Source organism: Aegicerativicinus sediminis, assembly GCF_015476115.1.
Lineage (GTDB): Bacteria > Bacteroidota > Bacteroidia > Flavobacteriales > Flavobacteriaceae > Aegicerativicinus > Aegicerativicinus sediminis.
Map to the genome: position 1 here is coordinate 3,449,456 of NZ_CP064295.1, position 21,022 is coordinate 3,470,477.

Here is a 21,022-nt window from a genome sequence, read left to right on the forward strand (position 1 = left end):
CCTTTCTCTCGGATAAGGTTGAACATTTAAATAATGCCTAATTAAGAAAACAAAAAAGCTCCACTATTCCTAGTGAAGCTTTCAGTGATCGCGACAGGATTCGAACCTGTGACCGTCTGCTTAGAAGGCAGATGCTCTATCCAGCTGAGCTACGCGACCATTTCGCTATCGTTTTGCGAAAAGCGCTGCAAATATAATGACATAGTTTAAAGTAAACAACTTATAATTTCGCATTTTTCAATTTATGGATTTACCTTTAAAATAATTGTAAAATCCTGAGTATTTAAACAATTTTTTAAAGACTAATCGTAATTTTGCGGCTTGTCCTAAACAAACTACTGTACAATGTTAAATTATCCCATACGATTTCAGCCAATTCTTCAAGAAAAATTGTGGGGCGGGGAAAAATTGAAAACCCTTTTCAATAAAAAATCTACTTCTTCCAATATAGGGGAAAGTTGGGAAATTTCTGGGGTGAAAGATTTTGTTTCGGTTGTCGTAAATGGGAGTTTATCAGGTAATTCTTTAACGGAGCTAATTACTAAGTATAAAAACCAATTGGTCGGGACCAGTGTGTATCAAAAATTCGGGACTAATTTCCCTTTATTAATAAAATTCATTGATGCTAAAATACCGCTCTCGGTACAAGTGCATCCAAATGATCAATTGGCCCAAGAACGACATAAAAGTTTAGGGAAGACCGAAATGTGGTATATCATGCAGGCCGATAAAGATGCCGAATTGAATATAGGGTTTAAAGAATCCATTAGTGAAGAAGAGTACTTAAATGCTTTGGAATCTGGTAAATTAACCGCTTTATTGAATTTCGAAAAAGTTGAACAGGGAGATAGCATTTTCCTTAATGCAGGAAAGGTACATTCTATAGGCGGTGGAATTGTTTTGGCTGAAATACAACAAACCTCAGATATAACTTATAGAATTTACGACTGGGATAGGGTAGATGCGAATGGAAATCCAAGGGAACTTCATACCGAATCGGCTGTAGAAGCCATAGATTTTGAAAAAAAATCTGATTATAGATTAGAATCTTCCAAAAAAAGCAATACCTCTAATCTTTTGAAACAATGCCCATATTTTACAACCAATCTTCTTCCCGTTAATGGCCATTTAGAAAAAGATTATACGGACATAGACAGTTTTGTAATTTTTATGTGCGTTAGCGGCAGGGCACAGATTGCTATTGATGGAAATAGCGAAACTTTAAATACTGGAGAAACACTTTTAATTCCAGCCACCCAAAATAATGTACACATTGATTCGCTAGGAGGTGAGCTTTTGGAAATATATGTTGAAGCCTAACTAGCTATATAATTGTTCTGTATTGGTAGCCTGAAAAAGAATTCACTGCCCTGATTAATTATACTTTTTACATGGATTTTGATGTTGTGAACATCCATGATTTTTTTAACAATAGCTAAACCCAATCCACTTCCTTTTTCTGAATCGGTCAAGAATTTCCCTTTTCTATAACGTTCAAAAATATGTGGCAATTCTTGGTGTGGAATACCACTGCCTGTGTCTGAAACTGAAATTTTCACCTCATTATCCTCTCTTGAAAGTTCCAAACTAACAACATCCCCAGGCTCGCAATGCTCAATTGCATTATCTATTATATTCTGCAAGGCTCTGTCGATTAACGCAATATCGCCATAAACAAGAGGTAAGTCTTTTGAATAAACGGTATTAATACTCACACCTTTCCTTTTAGCGATAATCCGGTATTTATCGGCAATGTCTTGGATTAGTTCGGCTATTTGAATGGCTTCAGGTTGCAGGGACCTTTGTTTGGCTTCTAACTTGCTTAACTCAAATAAATCATCAACAAGTTTTTTCAGTTTATCAGAATTTTTCAATACAATTTGCATATATCGCTGTTTTTCCTCTTCATTCAGTTCATCTTCTTTAATCATTAAAGTTTCAACAAAACCCCTAATAGAGGCAATAGGTGTTCTTAAATCATGGGAAATATTGGCAATCAACTCCTTTCTTAAATTATCTACACTTTGCAATTCATTTATGTTCGATTGAATGGTTTCTGCCATATCATTAAATGTATTGGCCAAAAGACCCATTTCTCCATGATTGACACCTTCAATTCGAGCATCATGGTTTCCCTTTTTAAAAGACTTAAACGCAAGTGCAATTTTATTAAAGTTTCTTGTTAGCAAATAAACGGTCAATACAGCAATGGCAAGAGCAGCAGATAAAAAATAGAGCATATTACGAACACTCAGTTTTCTTATATAACTCCCTTGATGTTCAAGCAATAAAGCGTCATAGTCGTTGCCACCCACAATTGTATAGATGTATCCGACAGTCTTATTGTTATGTAAATAGGGAGCTGCAGAAAATATTTTTTTAGCCCCAGGTAATTTAGGATCATCACCCATAATGTATACCTTGCCGTCCCGCTCGATAAATTCTTTTATTGGTACCAGGTCTACACTTGTTGCCTTAACCTCTTTGTTCATAGCAACATGTTTTAAAATATTCCCATTTAAATCTAAGAGATAAACTTCCGTTGCTGGATTGGTAGCCATTACATGGTGCATGAGATCGCTCATTTTTGATTCTGCAACAGTATCTCCATCATACAACCCCTGGACTTCCTTTACGATATATTTTGAAACATCCTTATTCAGCCCTTGGGTAATTTCATTGTGGTAATCTTCAGAGAGTTTGATTGAAGATTTCGTTATAAAAAATCCTAAAACCAAGAATAGCAGAGCCAAAAAACCAGCGATTTTATAAAATAATGTATTGCGTGTATTCATGAGTTATTTTTATTCCGTAAACCTATATCCAACTCCCCAACTTGTAAGTATAAATTCAGGATTACTAGGGTCTTTTTCCAATTTAGAGCGTAATCTATTTATGTGTGAATTAACAGTATGTTCATATCCTTCAAATTCATAACCCCAAATATTGTGTAACAACTGTGCCCTGCTGTATGTCTTACCTGGATTGTTGGCTAAGAGCAAAAGCAATTCAAATTCTTTTGGGGTGAGATTTAAGCGTTTACCGTTTAATTGAACCTTTCTCAGTTCTTGATTAATCTTTAGATTCTTAACCGTTATTTCCAAACCATCTGTGGATGGTTCGGAGTTGGTCCTATCTGATCTTGATCTTCGCAGAACAGCACGAACTCTAGCCTGGAGCTCACGTACACTAAAAGGCTTTGTAATATAATCATCTGCACCACTTTCCAAACCTAAAATTTTATCAATTTCGTCACTCTTACTCGTTAGCATTAGAATTGGAGTTTGAATATGATTTAATCTTAAATCTCTACAGATATCCATTCCTTTTTTTCCAGGAAGCATTAAATCCAAGATTATCAGGTCATAATCAGACTTACTAGCTTCAACATAACCTTCTGCACCATCATAACAACAAGTGACTTTTGTTAAATCGTCTTGAAGATTTATTGTTACTAATTCAGCTATATTTTTGTCATCCTCGACAACTAGAATTTGTGTCATTCTTAATTTATATGGTTCGCAAAGTAATTAACTAATATGTAGAAACTATCACGAATTTATCACGCTTTATAAATGTAACCATATTCCTTTATTTCTGGGTCCTTACATATGCTTTGATAGGATTTCTAAACTTTTGAACCCAAATTATCACCTAATTCTATCTCAAAATTTAAACTCTTGTTAGAAAGGGCTATAATCCTGTTAAAGGAGTGTGATACTTCAATTATAGGTTTGCTATATCAACATTAAAACATTTAATCATGAAAAACATTTTATTATTAACAACCGCTTTTTGCCTCATTTTGTCAAGCTGCAGCACAGATTCAGAATCAATGGATTCAGAACTTTTGAATGCCCAAGAGGCGACTAATTTAGTAAATGAATCAAATGCCTTTACTAAATTTAAGGTAACGATAGAAAACTTAGGATCAGACGAAGTTACGTATCCAACTGTTTTTTCTCCTGGAGTTTATGTTGTTCAAAAACAAAAAAGTGAACCATTATTTATGGAAGGATATCCAGATTATGGAGATGGATTGGAACATATTGCAGAAGACGGGAATCCACAAATGTTATATAATTCTTTAATGAATAACTCAAGGGTGAGGGAGTCTGGAGCATTTTCAATTCCTGTCGGAGGAGAAATGCCAAGCCCAATTTTGCCAGGTCATTCCTATGAATTCTATATAACAGCGAAGAATAAAGATCATTTCACATTGGCAACAATGTTTGCACAATCGAACGATTTATTTATTGCACCCAATTCTTGGGGTATTCCATTATTCGATGGAAATAAGGAACCAATTAATGGAGATGTTACAATGTACCTACAACTTTGGGATGCTGGAACTGAAGTCAATGAAGAACCTGGCGTTGGTCCAAACCAAGCACCAAGACAATCAGCTCCCAATACGGGTATAGATGAAAATGGAGTAGTTCATTTGGTCGTTGATGGCTATACATATCCAGATGTTAGTGATATGATAAAAGTAACTGTTACACCTCAATAATCCATAGTTTCAATATATTTCTAAAGACCAACCAATCGGGTTGGTCTTTTTATTGCACTATATGCCATTGTTCTTAACTTTGCCCCCATGAAAAAACAGAGAATTAAGAACCTAAATTCGATTGATTTAGAATCAGTCGAAATGACATTCGACATTATAAAATATGTAATAAATCGCCTATCCGATACCAAAGGTATATTGGGAAATCCAAAATCTGAGGAACAGTTGAAGGAGTTAGTTGGAGAAACGATTACAGAAGATGGAATTGGAGGAGAAAAGGCATTAGAATTATTTAGGGATGTACTGTCTAAAGCAACAATTTCTGAAGACCACCCACGTAATCTTGCCTTTGTGCCTGCAGCTCCTTCGAAAGCATCCATATTATTCGATTTAGTTACAGCAGCCTCAAGTATTCATGGGGCCTATTGGATGATGGGAGCAGGGGGTATCTTTTGCGAGAATGAGGCTATGCGATGGCTTGTTTCCAATACTGGCTTACCTGAAACCGCTTTTGGGGTTTTTACAAGTGGGGGAACAGCCGCAAACCTTTCAGCTATGTTAGCCGCTCGAGAGGTGTGGTTGGAAAAATCGGAGATAAATAAAACACTTAAGTCCCTATTGATTACTTCGAATGGAGCCCATTCGTCAATTAAACAAATGGCCAAGGTTTTAGGATCTGACGTTATTTTGGTTGAAGATGGCGACAACGATAACATGAACGGAGAGAAACTAAATGAAGTTATAAAAGGATTACAACCTTATGATTATCAACGATTATTTGCAGTGGTTGCAACTAGTGGAACCACTAATGCAGGTATCATTGATGAATTAGATGAAATTGCAGAGGTTTGCCAAAAACACAACATTTGGTTTCATGTAGATGGTGCTTATGGTGGAGCGGCTATTGTAGTGCCCGAATTAAAGCCATTATTTAAGGGTATTGAAAAAGCTGATAGTATAACAATAGATCCCCACAAGTGGTTATTTACGCCTTACGATTGTGGAGCAATCATTTACCGTGATATTGAACAAGCCAAAAAAGCCCATACCCAAAAAGGAACTTATCTTGAAATATTCAAAGATGAAGGTGCACGTGGTTTTAACCCAAGTGATTATCAATTGCAACTTTCTAGAAGAACCAGGGGAATGCCACTTTGGTTTTCAATTGCCATGCATGGTACAAAAGCTTATGAAAGTGCAGTTCGATATGGCGTCACTATAGCCAAAAAATCAGCGGACCTTATAAAGGAACGTGATTATTTAAGATTAATACGGGAACCATCCTTGTCAGTCGTTTTATTTCAACGAAAAGGATGGGAGTATAAAGACTACACCAATTGGACTTATGAAAACTTACAAAAGGGGTTTGCCTTGGTAACACCGACCACTTGGACAAAAGATGGCAGTGAGGAAGTTGTAGCACGTTTCTGTTTTATAAATCCAGAGACGACGATTGACGATGTAAAGGCAATTTTAGATAGTATGGAATAAAAAAGGGTGGCTTCATGCCACCCCTTTTTTAATTAGTTGTAAATCTCTTTTTTAGCCAGGTACCAATCAACTTTTTCCAAAGTGGTATCCTGTAACCGTTCGTTAAGTTCATCCAATGTCTTTGGAGGTGGAACGATTGCTTTATCTCCTTTATTCCAATCCAGTGGCAATGCAACTTTATGTTTATCTGAAACTTGCAAAGCCTCGAGTACCCTTAAAATTTCATTCATATTTCTACCAACATTTAAAGGGTAATACATAATAAGTCTAATTTTTTTATTTGGATCTATAAAAAAAACGGCTCTTACTGCAGCTGTTTCACTTTCATTAGGCTGCAGCATTCCATAAAGCTTAGATACTTTCATATCAATATCCGCAATAATAGGAAAGTCGAAATAGACACCTGTATTTTCACGAACATTTTGTACCCATGCCAGATGAGAATGTATGCTATCGATACTCAAACCGATTAGTTCAGTATTCAAAGCATCAAACTCTGCCTTTCTTGTTGCGAAGCCACTCATTTCAGTAGTGCAGACGGGCGTAAAATCCGCAGGATGTGAGAACATAACAACCCACTTTTCTTTTGCATATTCAGAAAATCTAATCTTCCCTTTTGTCGTTAGTGCTTCAAAATCTGGCGCAACATCCCCAATTCTAGGCATGCTGTATGTTGTCTCTTTGAAATTATTAAGTTCTTCCATGACTTATGGTTTTTATTGTTTTAAATCAAAATCTAACCAAAAGTAATGCTTAGTAAAAACCTGTACTGTAATGATTGTTACATAAGAAATATCCACGGATGGATAAATTTCAAATAATCATTTAAACGGTTATTCTAATTGAAGATTTTAATAAAAGGATTTGAGGAGAAACTCAAAACCATTTAAATTTCCCTACCCAAAAAACAATAAAAAGATGGATTTTATAGGTATCGAACCAATTTCCATTGGACAACTCTACCATTGGCAGGCGGCATTTTTGCACCTTTTCTAATTGGTTTTAGTTGGGCTGGCGCACCAAGAGCTCTCCAAGTTCCACTTTCAGGACAGTTTGCTCCAGTCCTACTAACAATTCCTATATGCTTTTTAATTGCAGCAAAATCATTCATAACCACAAATATTAAAGTTGAAGTCGAATTGCAAATTTATTAAATATTCGCATTTCAAATATTGATAAAATTAAAAATATTCTAATTTATAGGCAATAAATTATTGTATTCGCATTTTGAATATTTTCTTATTGAATTTTGAATGTAGTAGAGATGAGCTATCTTTAAAACTTATTTAATACTTGACTTATCATTTAAATATTACAACTTACCATGAAAAATTTCCTTTTTAGTTTTTGCTTGATTTTACTTGCCTCTTCAATTTCTAATTCTCAAACCAAGTCACTACAAACATCACCACCTTTAGAGGAAGCAACACCATCAAGTGTTGGAATGTCCTCTGAAAGACTCGGGTTAATTGATAATATGTGTAAAGAAGAAATTGAAAATGGAAATCTCCCTGGAATAGTTGCCTTAGTTGCTCGAAAGGGAAAGATTGTCTTTTGGAAAGCCTATGGTAATGCCAATAATCAAATAAATAAAGGGTTAAAAAGGGACGATATTTTTAGGATAGCCTCACAAACAAAGGCAATTACATCAACCGCGGTAATGATGTTATGGGAACAGGGAAAATTTCAATTAGATGATCCCATATCCAAGTATATTCCAGAATTTAAAGATCCCCAGGTTCTAAAGTCGTTCAACGAAAAGGATTCAACTTATACCACGGAGCCTGCTAAATCAGAGATAACGATTCGCCAACTTTTATCTCATACTTCGGGTATAGGTTATGGAATAATTGATTCAGACGAACGTTTTCGCAAAATTTATCAAAAAGCCGGAATTGTAGACTTGTATTCAGATAAAGATGTTACAATAGAAGACAATATCAAAAAATTGGCTAAACTGCCATTACATGCAAATCCTGGTGAAAAATGGATTTACAGTGAAGGTTTGGACGTTCTTGGTTATTTTATCGAAGTTATGTCCGGGATGAAATTTGATCAATTCCTCAAATCACACATCTTCGATCCTCTCGGTATGAAGGACACTTACTTTTATATTCCTGATGAAAAAACCAAACGACTAGTGGAAGTTCAATCTAAACAAGATGGGCAGTGGCGTATTTTTCCTAATACCTTTTACAATACTCATTATCCTATAGAAGGGGCAAAGACATTTTTTAGCGGAGGAGCTGGTTTAACAAGCACCGCAAAAGATTATGCCACTTTTCTTCAAATGTATTTAAATGGTGGTGAGTATAATGGTATTCGATTATTGAGTCGCACTACCGTAAATGCAATATTAAGCAACCAAATAGGAGATTTATGGGGAGAAAAAGGAGATAGTGCATTTGGCTTAGCCTTCAATTTAGTTACTGAATTTGGTGAAGCCAAGGGAGGCAAAGGCAGCCTCAATACGTTTAGTTGGGGAGGTTACTTCAATACTCAATATTTTGCTGATCCAGAGGAAGAAATTATAGGTGTAATATTGAAACAAACCCAAGGTCAAGTCAATGATGTAACCGGATGGAAGTTCCCAATACTTATCTATCAATCTATCGACGATTGATATTCTAATATTACTAATTTATTTGTGTTTGGAAATCCAACAAATTGCTTTGAAAAAAACATAGAAGCATAATTCAACTTTTTATAATTTACCCCATTAAAAAGAACTTAGGGTTTAATGCCCGCTATAAAATTGAACATCAAACCTAAAGAATGATGTACACTTCACATACCTAGGATAAAGGTTGCATTAAAAGGATATTACAATAAATGAAAGATAAACCTAAAATAGTTATTGTCGGTTCAGGATTTGGAGGACTCGAATTAGCAAAATCCCTTAAAAACAAAGAAGGCCAAGTACTTGTCATAGACCGTAATAACTATCACAATTTTCAACCACTACTTTACCAGGTAGCAACTGGAGGATTAGAGCCAGATAGTATTGCATATCCCATACGCAGAGTATTCCGAAATAACAAAAATATCTCCTTCCGAATGGCGGAGGTTAAATCTGTGGATATTGATAAAAGCAGTGTCGAAACATCGATTGGGGAATTTCAATATGATTATTTGGTAATTGCGACTGGAAGCACAAACAACTTTTTCAATTTTGAACCTCAAAAAGACAAGTTATTGACTTTAAAGACTGTCCCTGATGCCTTAAATATGAGAAGTTATATTTTCCAAAATTTGGAAAAAGCTTTGGCAAAGGATCGTGACGAGTCTATTGAAGAAATAATGAACATTGCAATTGTGGGGGGTGGACCAGCAGGAATCGAGCTCGCTGGTGCCTTAGCTGAAATGAAACATTATGTTATTCCCAAGGATTTTCCGGATCTAGACACCTCTAGGATGAGTATTAACCTATATGAAGCGGCGCCTAAACTATTAGCCGTAATGTCAGAAGAAGCTTCCCAAAAATCATTGGAATATCTCAAGAAATTAGGCGTCAGTGTTTTTCTTAATGCAAAAGTAGCTTCCTATGATGGAACTACTGTTAAGATGGAAGATGGTACTACCTTCGATACAGACACAGTTATTTGGACAGCAGGCGTTAAGGCTTCACCGATTGAAGGATTACCAAAAGATAGCTTGGTAGGTGGAAACAGAATTTCCGTTGATAAGATAAATAGAGTTAAAGGAACGAAGAACATTTTCGCAATAGGGGATGTTGCGGCGTGTGTAACGGATGAAAACCCCAAAGGATTACCGATGCTCGCTCCAGTAGCGCAACAACAGGGGAGATTATTAGCAAAAAATATCATCCGTTTAGTAAATAAGGAGGAGCCTGAAGAATTTTCTTATTTCAACAAAGGAATGATGGCCACAGTTGGCAGGAATAAAGCTGTTGTGGATTTGCCAAAGTGGAAATTTCAAGGTTTTTTTGCCTGGGTGGTATGGATGATGGTCCACATATTGTCTTTGGTCGGATTTAAAAATAAAGTTTCTGCTTTTATTGGTTGGGCCTCAAATTATATTAATTACGATCGTCCACTCGGCTTAATAATTAGAAATTATAAACGAAAATAACCGATTAACAAAGTCTTTCACTTCATTTCGAATGGCTCCACACCGTAGTGGGTTATTTGGATGGGCTTTATCATTCCGTTTTCATCAAATTCCATAACATCTATACAAGTAACCCTAGAATTCCTATCCGTTTCGTTCAATGGCCTTCGATGGTAAACAATGTAATAATTGTCTGTGCCTTTGGGATGTATTACACTATGGTGGCCAGCTCCCGTAGCAACCTCCATATCTTGTTTTAAAATTTTTCCAACTCTTTTAAATGGACCAAAAGGAGAATCAGAAATAGCATAGGCAACACTGTAATCTGGGCCTGTCCATCCACCTTCAGACCACATAAAGTAGTATTTACCATTTTTAATAAACATAAATGGCCCTTCCACATAATTTTCTGGAGTAATTTCCCTGAAAATAGTACCATTGTCAAATGGTTCAAACCCCGTAAAATCTCTATTTAACTTTGCAATATTACAATGTCTCCATCCCCCATAAATTAAATAATATGAATCATCGCTATCTTTAAAAACAAATTGATCAATAGGTTGGGCACCATTATAAAACTTGTCGATTAAAGGTTTACCCAAGTAATCTTTAAACTTTCCAGAAGGACTGTCACTAACCGCCACACCTATTCCGCCCATTTCCTCATCACTCTGAATATCATTTGCTCCAAAAAAGAGATAATACTTTTGATCTTTTTCAATAATAGATGGAGCCCAAACAGCTCTTTTTGCCCATTTTACTGAGGAGGTGTCAAGTATTCGTTCGTGTTTTTCCCAATTAACCAAATCTTTAGAGCTAAACGCGTCTAAAAAAACTTGTTCATCGTACGGGGCAGAGTAGGTTGGGTAAATCCAATAGGTTTTGTCAAAAATTATCGCTTCTGGATCTGCATACCAACCAGGAAAAATTGGATTGTTATTCTTCTGGGTTAAAGAATTCATTGAATTATTCACTGAAATATTAACAGGGGATGATTGAGACTGTTTCTTGCATCCTAAATGCAAAAGAACCATAAAACCTATAAAGATTCTATACATTGTTATAAGTGGTTTGAATTTTGAAGTAAGATAACAGAAATAGGTAAAACAGGAATCGTTAAAGGAGATCTCATCAGAATATTTTCATAAGAGATTATATTTTTATTGAACCTTTTGCACTTTTCCTTAACACTTTATGGCCAAGAAATTTGGATAAGTGTACATTTCTCATTTATTTTGAACCATAGTTGTATATGTATTTATATACAACTTTCCCTTTAATTAATAGCAACGAAGCCCATTCCCCACAACTGGTTTGGGCTTTATTAATTTCTTGCCTTACCGGTATTTGATTTACTCTTTAATCAGTATGGTTTAGGGAACTAAAATCGTTCAAATTTTGCTGCAATAATGCAACCATAGAAGATGCAAGAATCAGTTTAAAATTAGGTTCTAAATCTTTCTTTAGCCACACCAATTTTTTGTTCATACCCCACATTCCAGGGCCATAAAATTGGACCGCAGCAATAGGATTCCCGTTTTCAAAAAATTCATATCCGTTTATTGTAGACATTAATTTGGTAATATCGTCGTATAGGGGAGTAGGGCGTAATTCAATTATTCTTTCATCATTAGTTAAAAAGGCTTCATTTTTAAACTCGACCTCAGATCCTTGAGTCGAATTTATAATTAAAACCCAAAAATCATCTGGATTTATAGAGGTGTCTATTTCGGCTATAAAGTAGCTTGAATTTGCCAATACTTCATCGGATCCAACAAAGACATTATCTAGTATTTGTAATGAATGAATTTCGTTATATGTCATTTCATTCACTGCCGAAACATAAGCCGTATCTTTATTTTTGTTTGTCAACTCAAAGTTAAAAGAACCCTTGGTTTTACCTTGGGATTTCGTATCAAATAGATTTGATCTATGCTCAGTTATAGGCCCCTTGTTCTTTCCCTTAACAATTTCAAATTCATCAAAATTTAATTTGCTGATTTTGCCCATCCATTGAGCTCCAATTTTAACCTTATGCATTTTTGCATGTTCTATAAGTTCCTCACTTATCTTAATGGTCTTTTGTTGTGAAAAATATTGAGCGGTTGAGAAAATTGAAATGATTAGGGCTAAAAATACATTGCGCATCTCGATAATAGTTTGAAATTTAACGAATGATCAAATATGGTGAATTTCTGAAATTTTGGAATCCTAAATAATCCATTCAGTATTATCCCGGACATTTTTAGAACTTTCACTGTTTATTTTTGAAGGCTTTTTCTCATTTTACCTTTTCCTAATCGGAATTTAATTTTCAAATCACGTTTCCTTAATTTTTCACTGTTTTTATCTTGAACTAATTGTAAGTAAAATTTCCCGCCTGCATCCTCATAGGTTTGTTTTTCAGGCAAGGTGAGTCCATCATTACGTTTTAAATTTTTCCAAGGAACGGAAACCCATATATTCACATAATCCTCAAACTTTAATTTTCCTTCTAAATAAACATGTAATGCCGTAGATTGAATTTGGGTTCTAGGAATGATGATTTCTCCATCAACAATTTGAAACTTTTGCTCTATTGGTTGAAATTCTAAATATTTAAATCGTTCATCCTTCATTAAAACACTGTTTTCCATAGCCGGTTTATAATTATGTAAAACCAAATTGGCAATGGTTAAATCTAACGTCCCATTCAAAGAACCAATGTTTATACTTCCATCATGGTTTACTAATGCAGTCCCATCTATGCGATAACTGAGCTCACCTTCTATCTTTTCTGTGTTTCGCAGGTCTGAGTCACCGAAATAATCAAAGCTTTCTAATAACTTTTTAATATTGATGTTTTCAGCATCCATCTGTATCCCTACAGGTAAATGGTGGCTGTTTTCAATATCTGCATCAATTCCTAAACTTAAGGTGCCATCAAACAAATCTATAGTTGTTTTCTCCACAATAAAGGCCCCTTCACTGTTAAAGCCAATATCAGATTTGAAATCCGCTATCGAAATTGAATTATGGATGAGGGAATCAATCTCTATACTAGCTGAGGGATAGTAAGAATCATCGATATCATTTAAAATGGTCTTGAATTTCTGTAGATCTACCGATTTAGACTTTGAAGATTCTTTGACCTTATTGTTTGCATTCAATAAGGTTTTAATATCCTTGGTATTTAAATAAGGTGATTTAATTGTGAAAGTTGAAATATGGGAATTGTCGTCACTATAATTATTAATGAAATTTGAAAAATTATCTATGGAACCTGTTAGTTGCAACGAGCTTTTCCCAGGAAGTTCAACATCCAATTTCTTCAAGGTGGCAAAGTCATTCTTTATCTCCAAATTCAAGCTGTCTACAGGAATTTGAATATCTGCAGCCTTGATATTAACTGTAGAATTACCAAGCTTTAACTCACCATAAGCATTTGAGTTTAAAATGAGTAAAGCTTCAGCCCGACCTTCATAACCTCCTTTGAACTCGAAATTACCAGAATCAAAAAGAAAGTTTGATGTTTTTAAATAATCATTTAGGTTCTGGGATTTCCCTTTGGCATCTACCGTAAACTTGAAATTAAATGGATTGGCTGCTCCAGACATATTTTCAATATTGGCCGCCTGTACCGAACCATCAATAAATGCTTCAGATTCTTTATATTTAATTTTAAGGTGGTCTAAAATTAGTAATGAGTCGTTTTCAAAAAAGACAGATGCATTTATATCCTTCGCAATTAGATCCCGAAATTTTAAAGAATCTACTGTAACATTTAATCTTGGATTTAACTTATTAATATCTTTAAATGCATTGTATAAATTTTTCTTTTTTAATGACTTATCTTCTTTTTCTTCATCTAAAGATTTAAAAGCATTTGACCATTCATCTACATCTATATAAGGAGCATCCACCACCATAGAAATAGTACCCTCATTCTTAATATCATCGATTAGAAACCCTGGAAACTTTTCAACCATTCCACTCAAGATAAAAGGATAAATTTCTCCAACTTCTAACTCGAAATTATTTAGTTCAATTTTTGAATCATTAATTTTTACGGTTAATGAGTCGAAAGCGATATCCAAATCTGCGTTCGGATAATAAAATTTGGTCTCTTCAATTTTCAGATTTCCGTTGGCTGAATTTAATAACTCATCGAATCTATGAATGTTACCTTTAACGTCACCAGTGAACTTAAAATCCCCAGTTTTTATTTCAACAAGTTGTATATTAAATAAATCTTGAAAAATATGCAGCTGACCTTCGGTTTCTGCTCTTGCATCAATAAAAATTGGATCTTTGATAGTTCCTTGAGGTTTCGGAACTCTTACCAAACCTTCAAGCTTTGTTGATGCTTCAAAATAATCGAATACGAAACTTTGCAGATTTATGGTTTCAGGATTAATAAGTTCTAAATCTGCTTTTAGGTTGTTTAGTGTAATAGAGTTATATTCAACTGTGTTCAAATCAACTTTAAATCGAGGGTGAAATTTATGGTAAATGGCATCCAAAATTTCATGCAAGTTTTTCCTATCGTCAATTGATCGTTGGGACGAAGGAAGAAATTCTTTTGCTGTAATTATTAAATCATTTATATCTAAATCTCTAGAATCTAAGGTTACAAAACTAGACATCGGTTTTGTTGGGTCATCTGCTAAAACCGATGATGCATTTTTAAGACTACCACTGAATATGAGGTTCTTACCATTCGGAAGATTTATCTTTAACTCATTAAGAGTGGAATTTTCATGGTTTAGTGTAAGGTTAACCTTCTCTAGGGGTAATTGAAGACCATTTTTTTTAAGTGAAACATTAGTATTAGACATATTAAATTTCCCTGTGGAAGAATTAAAGATTTCAGGTAAAGAGGAAATATCTCCGTCTACATCTGCCTCAAGGTTAAATTGACCTCCCTTGAAGGCAAAATTGTCATTCTCCAAAACTTCCGCAAGGGTTTCATTCGATCCACTCACATGCAAATCAGCTTTGATGTAGTTTGCTGCATCAACCGACGATTGATAATAAGAGTCATGGGCTGTTAACTTTATATCCTTTATGTCAGCCTCTAGATTCTCAAAATAAATTTTAGCGTCCTTTTTTGAAGATTTAATACTTCTAAGACTATCAGATTCATAAATATTATTGGTCAAGTAGCCATTAAATACTACACTGTCCATTTTTACAGTTTGGTTCAGTAAAACTTCATTATTGACACTTGAAAATTCGGCATATAAGTCTGGATTATTACCATATTCAAATTTCCCATTCAAATCTAGACTAGTTTTGAATGGTTTATGAATGACATATTTTTCAAGCTTTACAGAAAGGCTATCGGGCAACATCTTTTTAACGGCCTGAAAATCGGTTTCCTCATTATAAAGTGAAAATTTAAACTCGGTAAGATCGGTTAGGTCGAAATCAGCCTTTAAATTAAATATCTGATCATCTATGTGAAGTGCAAAATCTGGAATTTCAATAATGTTGGTGGTATTATTTAATTGGAATTTAGGAGCACCTTTAACACGGGCCCCATTGAAGTAGGAACCTTTTAAGGTATTGAATCCTAAGGCATTTACTGTTATGTCAAAATTTGCACTACCTCTTAATTTATCTTCATATTCTTCAAAATTGCCAATGACATTATGAATGTTCAGATCGAAAAATTTATGAAGAATCGTGTCTTTAGTTTGAAAATTAAGATTCTCAATGGTAAATATCAGGGATTCAGTATTAATCCAAGATGGAAAGCTAATACCCGAAGTCGTATTACTCTGTTTAAGCCGCTTAAGGTTCACGTGATAATCAAAGGGACGTGAGGACCTCACTTCAGAAATCAATTCTGCCTTTTTTACTTCTATTTTCTTAAACCTTACACTTCCTGAAAGCAGATCACCAACACCAATGGCCACATTAACGCGATCTATATAAACAGAAGACTTTTTATCAGAAACAGTATCAAAACTAGATTGAGTTATTTCCCTAATTGTAAAACCAACATTGGGGAAAGCACGTATAAAATTTGTGTCGATACGGCCAATCTCCAATGTTCCTTTATTGTTTTCGGAATACCATTGGTGAAGTTCTTTTAAAACCAGGTCCCTGTTTAACCAACCAAGAACAAATAAGGCTACGATAAAGAGTACCCCAAATGACAAGACTACCAATAGATGGCGCCACCATTTAGACCAAGAGAATTTTAATTTTTTAGGAGATTTGGCTGTCACGTTCTAAATAAACCGAAAATATGAAGAAATATTTGGTTTTAATCTAGTTAATTAAGCAATATCATCGTCCAGGTCGAAAAATAGTCATTTTACAGAAAAGATAGGTAGCAGATCCCCATATTTCAATTTTGAAAAAAATAAAAATGCCACCAATTTGGTGGCATTTTTTAATGTGAAAATATTAAACTACATCTCATCAAATGGTTTGTATTTAAATTTTTGACCTCCAACCGAAGCTTCAGCCATTAAACCGCCTTTCGCATGGGTAAACACAGCGACACCATCTTTATACTTTGCATCATAACTAATACCAGATTTTATTGCAGTAGCGGTTATTCCGGCATCAAATTGAAATTTTCCTTCTTTAAATTTGTTAACCTCATCCAAAGTTTCAAAAAAGATGATTTCAATAAGGGCTTCACCTCCTAATTCTAGACCAATATTTAATTCAGCCAAATGGGCCATTCCTTTTTTAACTCCATATTGATATAGAACTCCATTTCCGGAAGCGCCACCAACGATAAATCCGCCTTTACCAACATTTGGAAAAATGACACAACCGGCAGATTTATCAAAATAATGACGCATATTTGGATTTACTTTTAGCAAAGTTTGGACTGCCTTATCTGCATCTTTAATAACTTTTTTGTCTTTTTTGCTCTGTCCCATTACTGGTATTGTAAGTGTCAATACCATAAGAAGAGCAACCATGTTTTTTAAGTGTTTCATAATAGTTGTAATGTTTGATTAATAGTCTTTCAAGTTATTAAAAAATCTCCACTTTTAATGTAATAGAATTAACCTATTCCCCTTATTTTTATGCTCAAATAACGTTAGATCAATAATAAATCCTTAACGGCTTAATCATTGGGAATAAACAACTTATATTTTAAAACAGTATCAATATTCAATAAATCAGATGAAACATTATTTACCACTTTGCCTTATTTGTCTTGCTTATTTTACTTCCTATTCTCAAGAAGAGAATGTGGAATATTCAGATGCTAATGAATTTGTGGAAACTTTTAAAAATCGTATTACTGCAAAATTGTTTTATGTAAACACTTATAATTCCTATGTATTTAGTGACCGTAATTCCAATCTATCATTTGATCTGGAACCAAATAAACAAAATAGGATAGGAGCAAGTATAGCTTACGATTTTTTATCTCTTTCCTATTCATTTGCCCCTAACTTTATGGCAGAAAATGAGGACAATGAGGATTCTAAGTTATTCAATTTAGATTTTAGACTTTTCCTTGGAAAATGGATGCAAGAACTCTACTATAATCATGAAAAAGGATTTTACCTAACTGAGAAGGATAATGATTTGAATTTTGAAGTTTATTTGCCGAAAACCGCTGCTTTCAAAATAGGAGGTTCAACTTCTTACATCTTTAATGAAAATTTTTCTTATCGATCCATTTATAACCAATCACAAAAACAACTTAAAAGTGCAGGCTCCTTTATCCCAGGGGTCTATTACTATTATTCCAAAATAAAATTAAGGGCAGACAACTCTGAAGAAAGCGTAACTGGAGAATTAAAATCTTTTGATGTTGCATTAAACGCAGCCTATTATTACAACTTTGTTCCCGTAAGAAATCTACTGCTATCTGCTGGTGGGGGCGCTGGTTTGGGTATGAATCATTCAAGTTCAGACGACGAGGATCTAACTTCCTTATTAACTGAATTAAATTTCTCATTGGCGGTAAATTATGATATTGGAGATTTCTTTGTGGGATCTCACTTTAATTATTTGATTTTGAACCATAATACAGATAGAACAACCTATACTGAAGACAACATACCTAAATTTCAGATTTATGCCGGTTATAGATTCAAGGCCTCCAAAAAAATGGTGAAGAAAACTGAGGAACTAAAGGATAAAGTAAATTTATAAGAAATAAATTTTAACGAAATCTAACTGTCTTTATATCGTTAACTCATTGAGAATCTTTTAGATTTTATATTTCTGCAGTATTAAAAACAAAAAATATTAAGTCGGGTGGCAGGATTACCTCTCTTTGTTCGGTGATCCTGATTTGGGGATGTTGCTCAATCAACCCCCAAAACGCGACGCTTTTCAGGGTTCTTTTTTTATCCCCTTAACCATTGAAACTTCGATTAGGGATGGACATAAAAAAAACCCAACACTTTCGTGTTGGGTTTTAATTGGTCGGGGTGGCAGGATGCCAACCTTCATATTTTAATTATTGATTATCAGTGTTTTAAAGAACTTCATTTTGTTCTGGTAACCGATTTGGTAACCCTAAATGATTTGGCTTTGCTTTAGCTTTGATTTTATACCCCCTTTGAAATAAGGTGAATTACAAAACCATATAAATTTAATTAATTGAGAGGATATTTAATAGTAGAATCTAATTAATATATCGTTTGATGGTTTCTAAATCGATGCCAGAATATTCACTGAATTCCTCAAGGGTGATGTATTGATGTTGTTCCTTATTGAAGTGTGATTTAATTTTGGTTAAGAGTTGACGACCATAACGCTCACTCTTACCTGTAATGAGTTGAATGTCTTTGGGATAAATACAAGCTCTCACTACCTCCATCTATACTTTATCTAGGCTTTTTACTTAAGTTAACTATTAAGTAAATTTATAAACTTATACCTTTATTCTATGATTTAAATACCAAATTATTGGTTATTATTATTTTTGACTTGTTCTAAAAATTTGATTATCCCATGTCACCAAAAAATGAAAAGCTGTTCGATATCCTAAGGAAAAAAAATATTAGAGAATGGAATACCGCAGAAGTCCACGGGCATATAATCGAGCAATTTTTAAATGTTGAAGATTTAATAGATGATCTGATATTGGATTTTGTAAAGCCTTCTAAGCCCGACACTTTTAAAAAAGTATTTCTAAACAGCTCTATAGTTACAATTGGGGCTAAGGTAAAGATTATAGCTAATTACGGGGTAGATAATAAAATCCTTGATAAAATTAGAAGACTTACTAATATCCGAAATGGGTTTTCACATTCCAGAATTCATGGAAATATTAGAATTATTTTAGGAGAAGTAAATTCTGATAAGTCTAGGGAAATCACGACTGAAGCAGAAAGTGTTATTTCGGTTATGAATAGTAATGGGAAACTTGAAACGAAAAATGCCCATGATTTGCTTCAGGAGTTTATAGACACAAAGAATGAACTTGTTGTATTATTAAAAGCGATTCTTCCCAAAGAAGTAATTAAGGAGGCTCCTAAAAGAAGAGAGGTGCCGCCAGTGGAATAATAGGAAATATCGGCTTGAAACGACTCCTTTAAAAATTTCATGGACTATAAATGTTTGTTTTGCCCAAACAATAAACTATTTATTATGGCAAGACAGACGGGTATCATCAAATTAAGAGGTACGATTGGTGATATTTCATTTTACAAAAGTACTGATGGACATTTGGCTCGCGCTAAGGGCGGCGTAGAAGCTGAACGAATTGCAAATGATCCAAACTTCCAAAGGACCCGTGAAAATGGGTATGAATTTGGACGAGCCGGAAAAGCTGGTAAAGTAATTCGAAATGCTATTAGAATTCTTCTCCAAAACGCTAAGGATAAACGTGTTGTTAGTAGACTTACCAAAACCCTAGTGGCAGTTACCAAAACTGACGAAATTAATGAAAGGGGAGACCGTACAGTTCAAGATGGGGACTTAATCCTCTTAGAAGGGTTTGATTTTAATTTAAATGGTAAATTGGGTGCAACCCTTTATGCCTCTTTCCAAAATGCCTATAACAGAGTTTCTGGAGCAGCTACCGTGTCAATGGATCCTTTTTCACCCACCGTTAGAATTGCAGCTCCATTAGGCACAACCCATTTTAAGTTGGTATCTGGAGTTGCTGAATTGGATTTTGACAATGAATCTTCCAATTTTGAAACGGACGGAACAGCAATTTTACCATACTCTGCACCTGATACTGCAGCTATTTCTCTATCTGCTTCAATTACGCCGAATTCCGGATTACCGGTTATTCAAGTATTAGGAGTGGAGTTTTATCAAGAAGTAAATGGGCAGATGTATCCATTGAAAAATGGAGCTTATAATGCCCTGGCCGTGGTGTTGATTGACCAGGTATAATGGAATTTATACTTTTTAGGGATTATTTCGCAGGGGGTACCAATGGTACCCTCTTTTGCAATGGCAACTTTATTTGTTTTACCATAGAACTTCCGTGGGAAGGAAATCGTAAGAATATTTCTTGTGTCCCAGAGGGCAGGTATGAATTGTTCCCTAGATTCTCTAGCAAGTTTGGAAACCATCTATTGGTAAGAGATGTGCCTGGACGAAATTTTATCCTTCTTCATGCTGCAAATAATGCAAAACAAGATTTACGCGGCTGTATTGCACCAGTACACATTTTGAACGGCATTGGCAAAGGTTTGCAATCCAAAGAGATGTTACAACGCATATTATCAATAAGCCACCAGGCTTTTGAAGAGAAAATTACTGTTTCATTAACCATTTTATCTACCAATTATGACACTATTAGAACGCTTTACGCACCCAACACCAAGATTTTTTAAAACCTTACGTAATATTGGAATTGCCTTAGCCACAGCAGGCGGAGCAATTATAGCAGCGCCCATTGCATTACCAGGAATTGTTGTGACCATTGCTACCTACATGACGGTGGCTGGAACCGTTGCTACGGCTGTAAGTCAGGCGGTTGTGAGTGACCAGCCTAAGAATTAAGATAATAGCCCA

General features: G+C 34.7%; 19 protein-coding genes and 1 tRNA gene. 10 read left to right on the forward strand and 10 right to left on the reverse strand.

Translation table 11 applies throughout. The features are described 5' to 3' along the window. Positions 1–85 precede the first annotated feature (85 nt). A tRNA-Arg gene (locus ISU00_RS14715) sits at positions 86–159 on the reverse strand. A gap of 186 nt (positions 160–345) precedes the next feature. On the opposite strand from ISU00_RS14715, the gene ISU00_RS14720 reads away from it, so the two are divergent. Then, the gene (locus ISU00_RS14720; protein ID WP_228851433.1) at positions 346–1,320 is read left to right on the forward strand and encodes a type I phosphomannose isomerase catalytic subunit; all 975 of its coding nucleotides are present in this window, start codon (positions 346–348) and stop codon (positions 1,318–1,320) included. Here the strand turns inward: ISU00_RS14720 and ISU00_RS14725 are convergent. Together ISU00_RS14725 and ISU00_RS14730 are read right to left on the reverse strand one after the other, a co-directional pair. Continuing rightward, a complete protein-coding gene (locus ISU00_RS14725) occupies positions 1,317–2,795 on the reverse strand; it encodes a sensor histidine kinase (protein WP_228851434.1) in 1,479 nt (492 codons plus the stop codon). The two genes, ISU00_RS14720 and ISU00_RS14725, sit on opposite strands and share 4 nt — an antisense overlap. A 9-nt stretch (positions 2,796–2,804) precedes the next feature. Beyond that, positions 2,805–3,503, reverse strand: coding sequence for a response regulator transcription factor (locus ISU00_RS14730; protein WP_228851435.1), 699 nt, complete (start codon positions 3,501–3,503; stop codon positions 2,805–2,807). Positions 3,504–3,763: 260 nt separating this feature from the next. Here ISU00_RS14730 and ISU00_RS14735 point away from each other — a divergent pair, with 260 nt between their 5' ends. Together ISU00_RS14735 and ISU00_RS14740 are read left to right on the forward strand one after the other, a co-directional pair. After that, positions 3,764–4,513 (forward strand): spondin domain-containing protein, encoded by a 750-nt coding sequence (locus ISU00_RS14735; RefSeq protein WP_228851436.1) that lies wholly within the window; start codon positions 3,764–3,766, stop codon positions 4,511–4,513. 87 nt (positions 4,514–4,600) lie between these two features. Beyond that, positions 4,601–6,004, forward strand: a complete 1,404-nt coding sequence (locus ISU00_RS14740; RefSeq protein WP_228851437.1) for a pyridoxal phosphate-dependent decarboxylase family protein — start codon at positions 4,601–4,603, stop codon at positions 6,002–6,004. Positions 6,005–6,036: 32 nt separating this feature from the next. On the opposite strand, the gene ISU00_RS14745 is transcribed toward ISU00_RS14740, so the two are convergent. After that, on the reverse strand, positions 6,037–6,708 hold the full coding sequence (locus ISU00_RS14745; RefSeq protein ID WP_228851438.1) for a peroxiredoxin: 672 nt from the start codon (positions 6,706–6,708) through the stop codon (positions 6,037–6,039). Positions 6,709–6,929: 221 nt separating this feature from the next. Beyond that, positions 6,930–7,115, reverse strand: a complete 186-nt coding sequence (locus ISU00_RS14750) for a hypothetical protein (protein WP_228851439.1) — start codon at positions 7,113–7,115, stop codon at positions 6,930–6,932. Positions 7,116–7,328: 213 nt separating this feature from the next. Between ISU00_RS14750 and ISU00_RS14755 the strand changes: the two genes are divergently transcribed. Both ISU00_RS14755 and ISU00_RS14760 read left to right on the forward strand, forming a co-directional pair. Then, positions 7,329–8,627, forward strand: coding sequence for a serine hydrolase domain-containing protein (locus tag ISU00_RS14755; RefSeq protein WP_228851440.1), 1,299 nt, complete (start codon positions 7,329–7,331; stop codon positions 8,625–8,627). 209 nt (positions 8,628–8,836) lie between these two features. Continuing rightward, positions 8,837–10,096: an NAD(P)/FAD-dependent oxidoreductase gene (locus ISU00_RS14760; RefSeq protein ID WP_228851441.1), complete on the forward strand. Its 1,260-nt coding sequence runs from the start codon at positions 8,837–8,839 to the stop codon at positions 10,094–10,096. A 17-nt stretch (positions 10,097–10,113) separates the two neighbouring features. Here ISU00_RS14760 and ISU00_RS14765 read toward each other — a convergent pair whose 3' ends face one another. The 4 genes from ISU00_RS14765 to ISU00_RS14780 all read right to left on the reverse strand — a co-directional run bounded on the left by ISU00_RS14765 (position 10,114) and on the right by ISU00_RS14780 (position 17,019). Beyond that, positions 10,114–11,133 (reverse strand): glycoside hydrolase family 43 protein, encoded by a 1,020-nt coding sequence (locus tag ISU00_RS14765; protein ID WP_228851442.1) that lies wholly within the window; start codon positions 11,131–11,133, stop codon positions 10,114–10,116. A gap of 301 nt (positions 11,134–11,434) precedes the next feature. Beyond that, the gene (locus ISU00_RS14770) at positions 11,435–12,223 is read right to left on the reverse strand and encodes a hypothetical protein (protein ID WP_228851443.1); all 789 of its coding nucleotides are present in this window, start codon (positions 12,221–12,223) and stop codon (positions 11,435–11,437) included. A 113-nt stretch (positions 12,224–12,336) separates the two neighbouring features. Further along, entirely contained in the window at positions 12,337–16,290 is a 3,954-nt protein-coding gene (locus tag ISU00_RS14775) for an AsmA-like C-terminal region-containing protein (protein WP_228851444.1), read from the reverse strand. Between the two features lie 186 nt (positions 16,291–16,476). After that, positions 16,477–17,019, reverse strand: coding sequence for a lipid-binding SYLF domain-containing protein (locus ISU00_RS14780; protein ID WP_228851445.1), 543 nt, complete (start codon positions 17,017–17,019; stop codon positions 16,477–16,479). A gap of 190 nt (positions 17,020–17,209) precedes the next feature. Here ISU00_RS14780 and ISU00_RS14785 point away from each other — a divergent pair, with 190 nt between their 5' ends. After that, entirely contained in the window at positions 17,210–18,193 is a 984-nt protein-coding gene (locus tag ISU00_RS14785) for a DUF4421 domain-containing protein (protein ID WP_228851446.1), read from the forward strand. Positions 18,194–18,671: 478 nt separating this feature from the next. Here ISU00_RS14785 and ISU00_RS14790 read toward each other — a convergent pair whose 3' ends face one another. After that, positions 18,672–18,866 (reverse strand): hypothetical protein, encoded by a 195-nt coding sequence (locus ISU00_RS14790; RefSeq protein ID WP_228851447.1) that lies wholly within the window; start codon positions 18,864–18,866, stop codon positions 18,672–18,674. Between the two features lie 134 nt (positions 18,867–19,000). Here ISU00_RS14790 and ISU00_RS14795 point away from each other — a divergent pair, with 134 nt between their 5' ends. The 4 genes from ISU00_RS14795 (at position 19,001) to ISU00_RS14810 (ending at position 21,010) form a co-directional block, all read left to right on the forward strand. Beyond that, positions 19,001–19,555, forward strand: coding sequence for a hypothetical protein (locus ISU00_RS14795; RefSeq protein ID WP_228851448.1), 555 nt, complete (start codon positions 19,001–19,003; stop codon positions 19,553–19,555). Positions 19,556–19,639: 84 nt separating this feature from the next. Next, a complete protein-coding gene (locus ISU00_RS14800) occupies positions 19,640–20,395 on the forward strand; it encodes a hypothetical protein (RefSeq protein ID WP_228851449.1) in 756 nt (251 codons plus the stop codon). Beyond that, positions 20,395–20,841 (forward strand): DUF5675 family protein, encoded by a 447-nt coding sequence (locus ISU00_RS14805; protein WP_228851450.1) that lies wholly within the window; start codon positions 20,395–20,397, stop codon positions 20,839–20,841. The genes ISU00_RS14800 and ISU00_RS14805 overlap by 1 nt, the downstream gene beginning before the upstream one ends. Beyond that, positions 20,795–21,010 carry a hypothetical protein gene (locus ISU00_RS14810; RefSeq protein WP_228851451.1) on the forward strand — a complete coding sequence of 72 codons (216 nt, stop codon included), beginning with the start codon at positions 20,795–20,797 and terminating at the stop codon, positions 21,008–21,010. The genes ISU00_RS14805 and ISU00_RS14810 overlap by 47 nt, the downstream gene beginning before the upstream one ends. Positions 21,011–21,022 lie beyond the last annotated feature (12 nt).

Excerpts from the sequence above, each read along its gene's own strand:
- ISU00_RS14720 (WP_228851433.1), top strand. The coding sequence starts at position 346 with ATGTTAAATTATCCCATACGATTTCAGCCAATTCTTCAAGAAAAATTG.
- ISU00_RS14725 (WP_228851434.1), bottom strand. The coding sequence starts at position 2,795 with ATGAATACACGCAATACATTATTTTATAAAATCGCTGGTTTTTTGGCT.
- ISU00_RS14730 (WP_228851435.1), bottom strand. The coding sequence starts at position 3,503 with ATGACACAAATTCTAGTTGTCGAGGATGACAAAAATATAGCTGAATTA.
- ISU00_RS14735 (WP_228851436.1), top strand. The coding sequence starts at position 3,764 with ATGAAAAACATTTTATTATTAACAACCGCTTTTTGCCTCATTTTGTCA.
- ISU00_RS14740 (WP_228851437.1), top strand. The coding sequence starts at position 4,601 with ATGAAAAAACAGAGAATTAAGAACCTAAATTCGATTGATTTAGAATCA.
- ISU00_RS14745 (WP_228851438.1), bottom strand. The coding sequence starts at position 6,708 with ATGGAAGAACTTAATAATTTCAAAGAGACAACATACAGCATGCCTAGA.
- ISU00_RS14750 (WP_228851439.1), bottom strand. The coding sequence starts at position 7,115 with ATGAATGATTTTGCTGCAATTAAAAAGCATATAGGAATTGTTAGTAGG.
- ISU00_RS14755 (WP_228851440.1), top strand. The coding sequence starts at position 7,329 with ATGAAAAATTTCCTTTTTAGTTTTTGCTTGATTTTACTTGCCTCTTCA.
- ISU00_RS14760 (WP_228851441.1), top strand. The coding sequence starts at position 8,837 with ATGAAAGATAAACCTAAAATAGTTATTGTCGGTTCAGGATTTGGAGGA.
- ISU00_RS14765 (WP_228851442.1), bottom strand. The coding sequence starts at position 11,133 with ATGTATAGAATCTTTATAGGTTTTATGGTTCTTTTGCATTTAGGATGC.
- ISU00_RS14770 (WP_228851443.1), bottom strand. The coding sequence starts at position 12,223 with ATGCGCAATGTATTTTTAGCCCTAATCATTTCAATTTTCTCAACCGCT.
- ISU00_RS14780 (WP_228851445.1), bottom strand. The coding sequence starts at position 17,019 with ATGAAACACTTAAAAAACATGGTTGCTCTTCTTATGGTATTGACACTT.
- ISU00_RS14785 (WP_228851446.1), top strand. The coding sequence starts at position 17,210 with ATGAAACATTATTTACCACTTTGCCTTATTTGTCTTGCTTATTTTACT.
- ISU00_RS14790 (WP_228851447.1), bottom strand. The coding sequence starts at position 18,866 with ATGGAGGTAGTGAGAGCTTGTATTTATCCCAAAGACATTCAACTCATT.
- ISU00_RS14795 (WP_228851448.1), top strand. The coding sequence starts at position 19,001 with ATGTCACCAAAAAATGAAAAGCTGTTCGATATCCTAAGGAAAAAAAAT.
- ISU00_RS14800 (WP_228851449.1), top strand. The coding sequence starts at position 19,640 with ATGGCAAGACAGACGGGTATCATCAAATTAAGAGGTACGATTGGTGAT.
- ISU00_RS14805 (WP_228851450.1), top strand. The coding sequence starts at position 20,395 with ATGGAATTTATACTTTTTAGGGATTATTTCGCAGGGGGTACCAATGGT.
- ISU00_RS14810 (WP_228851451.1), top strand. The coding sequence starts at position 20,795 with ATGACACTATTAGAACGCTTTACGCACCCAACACCAAGATTTTTTAAA.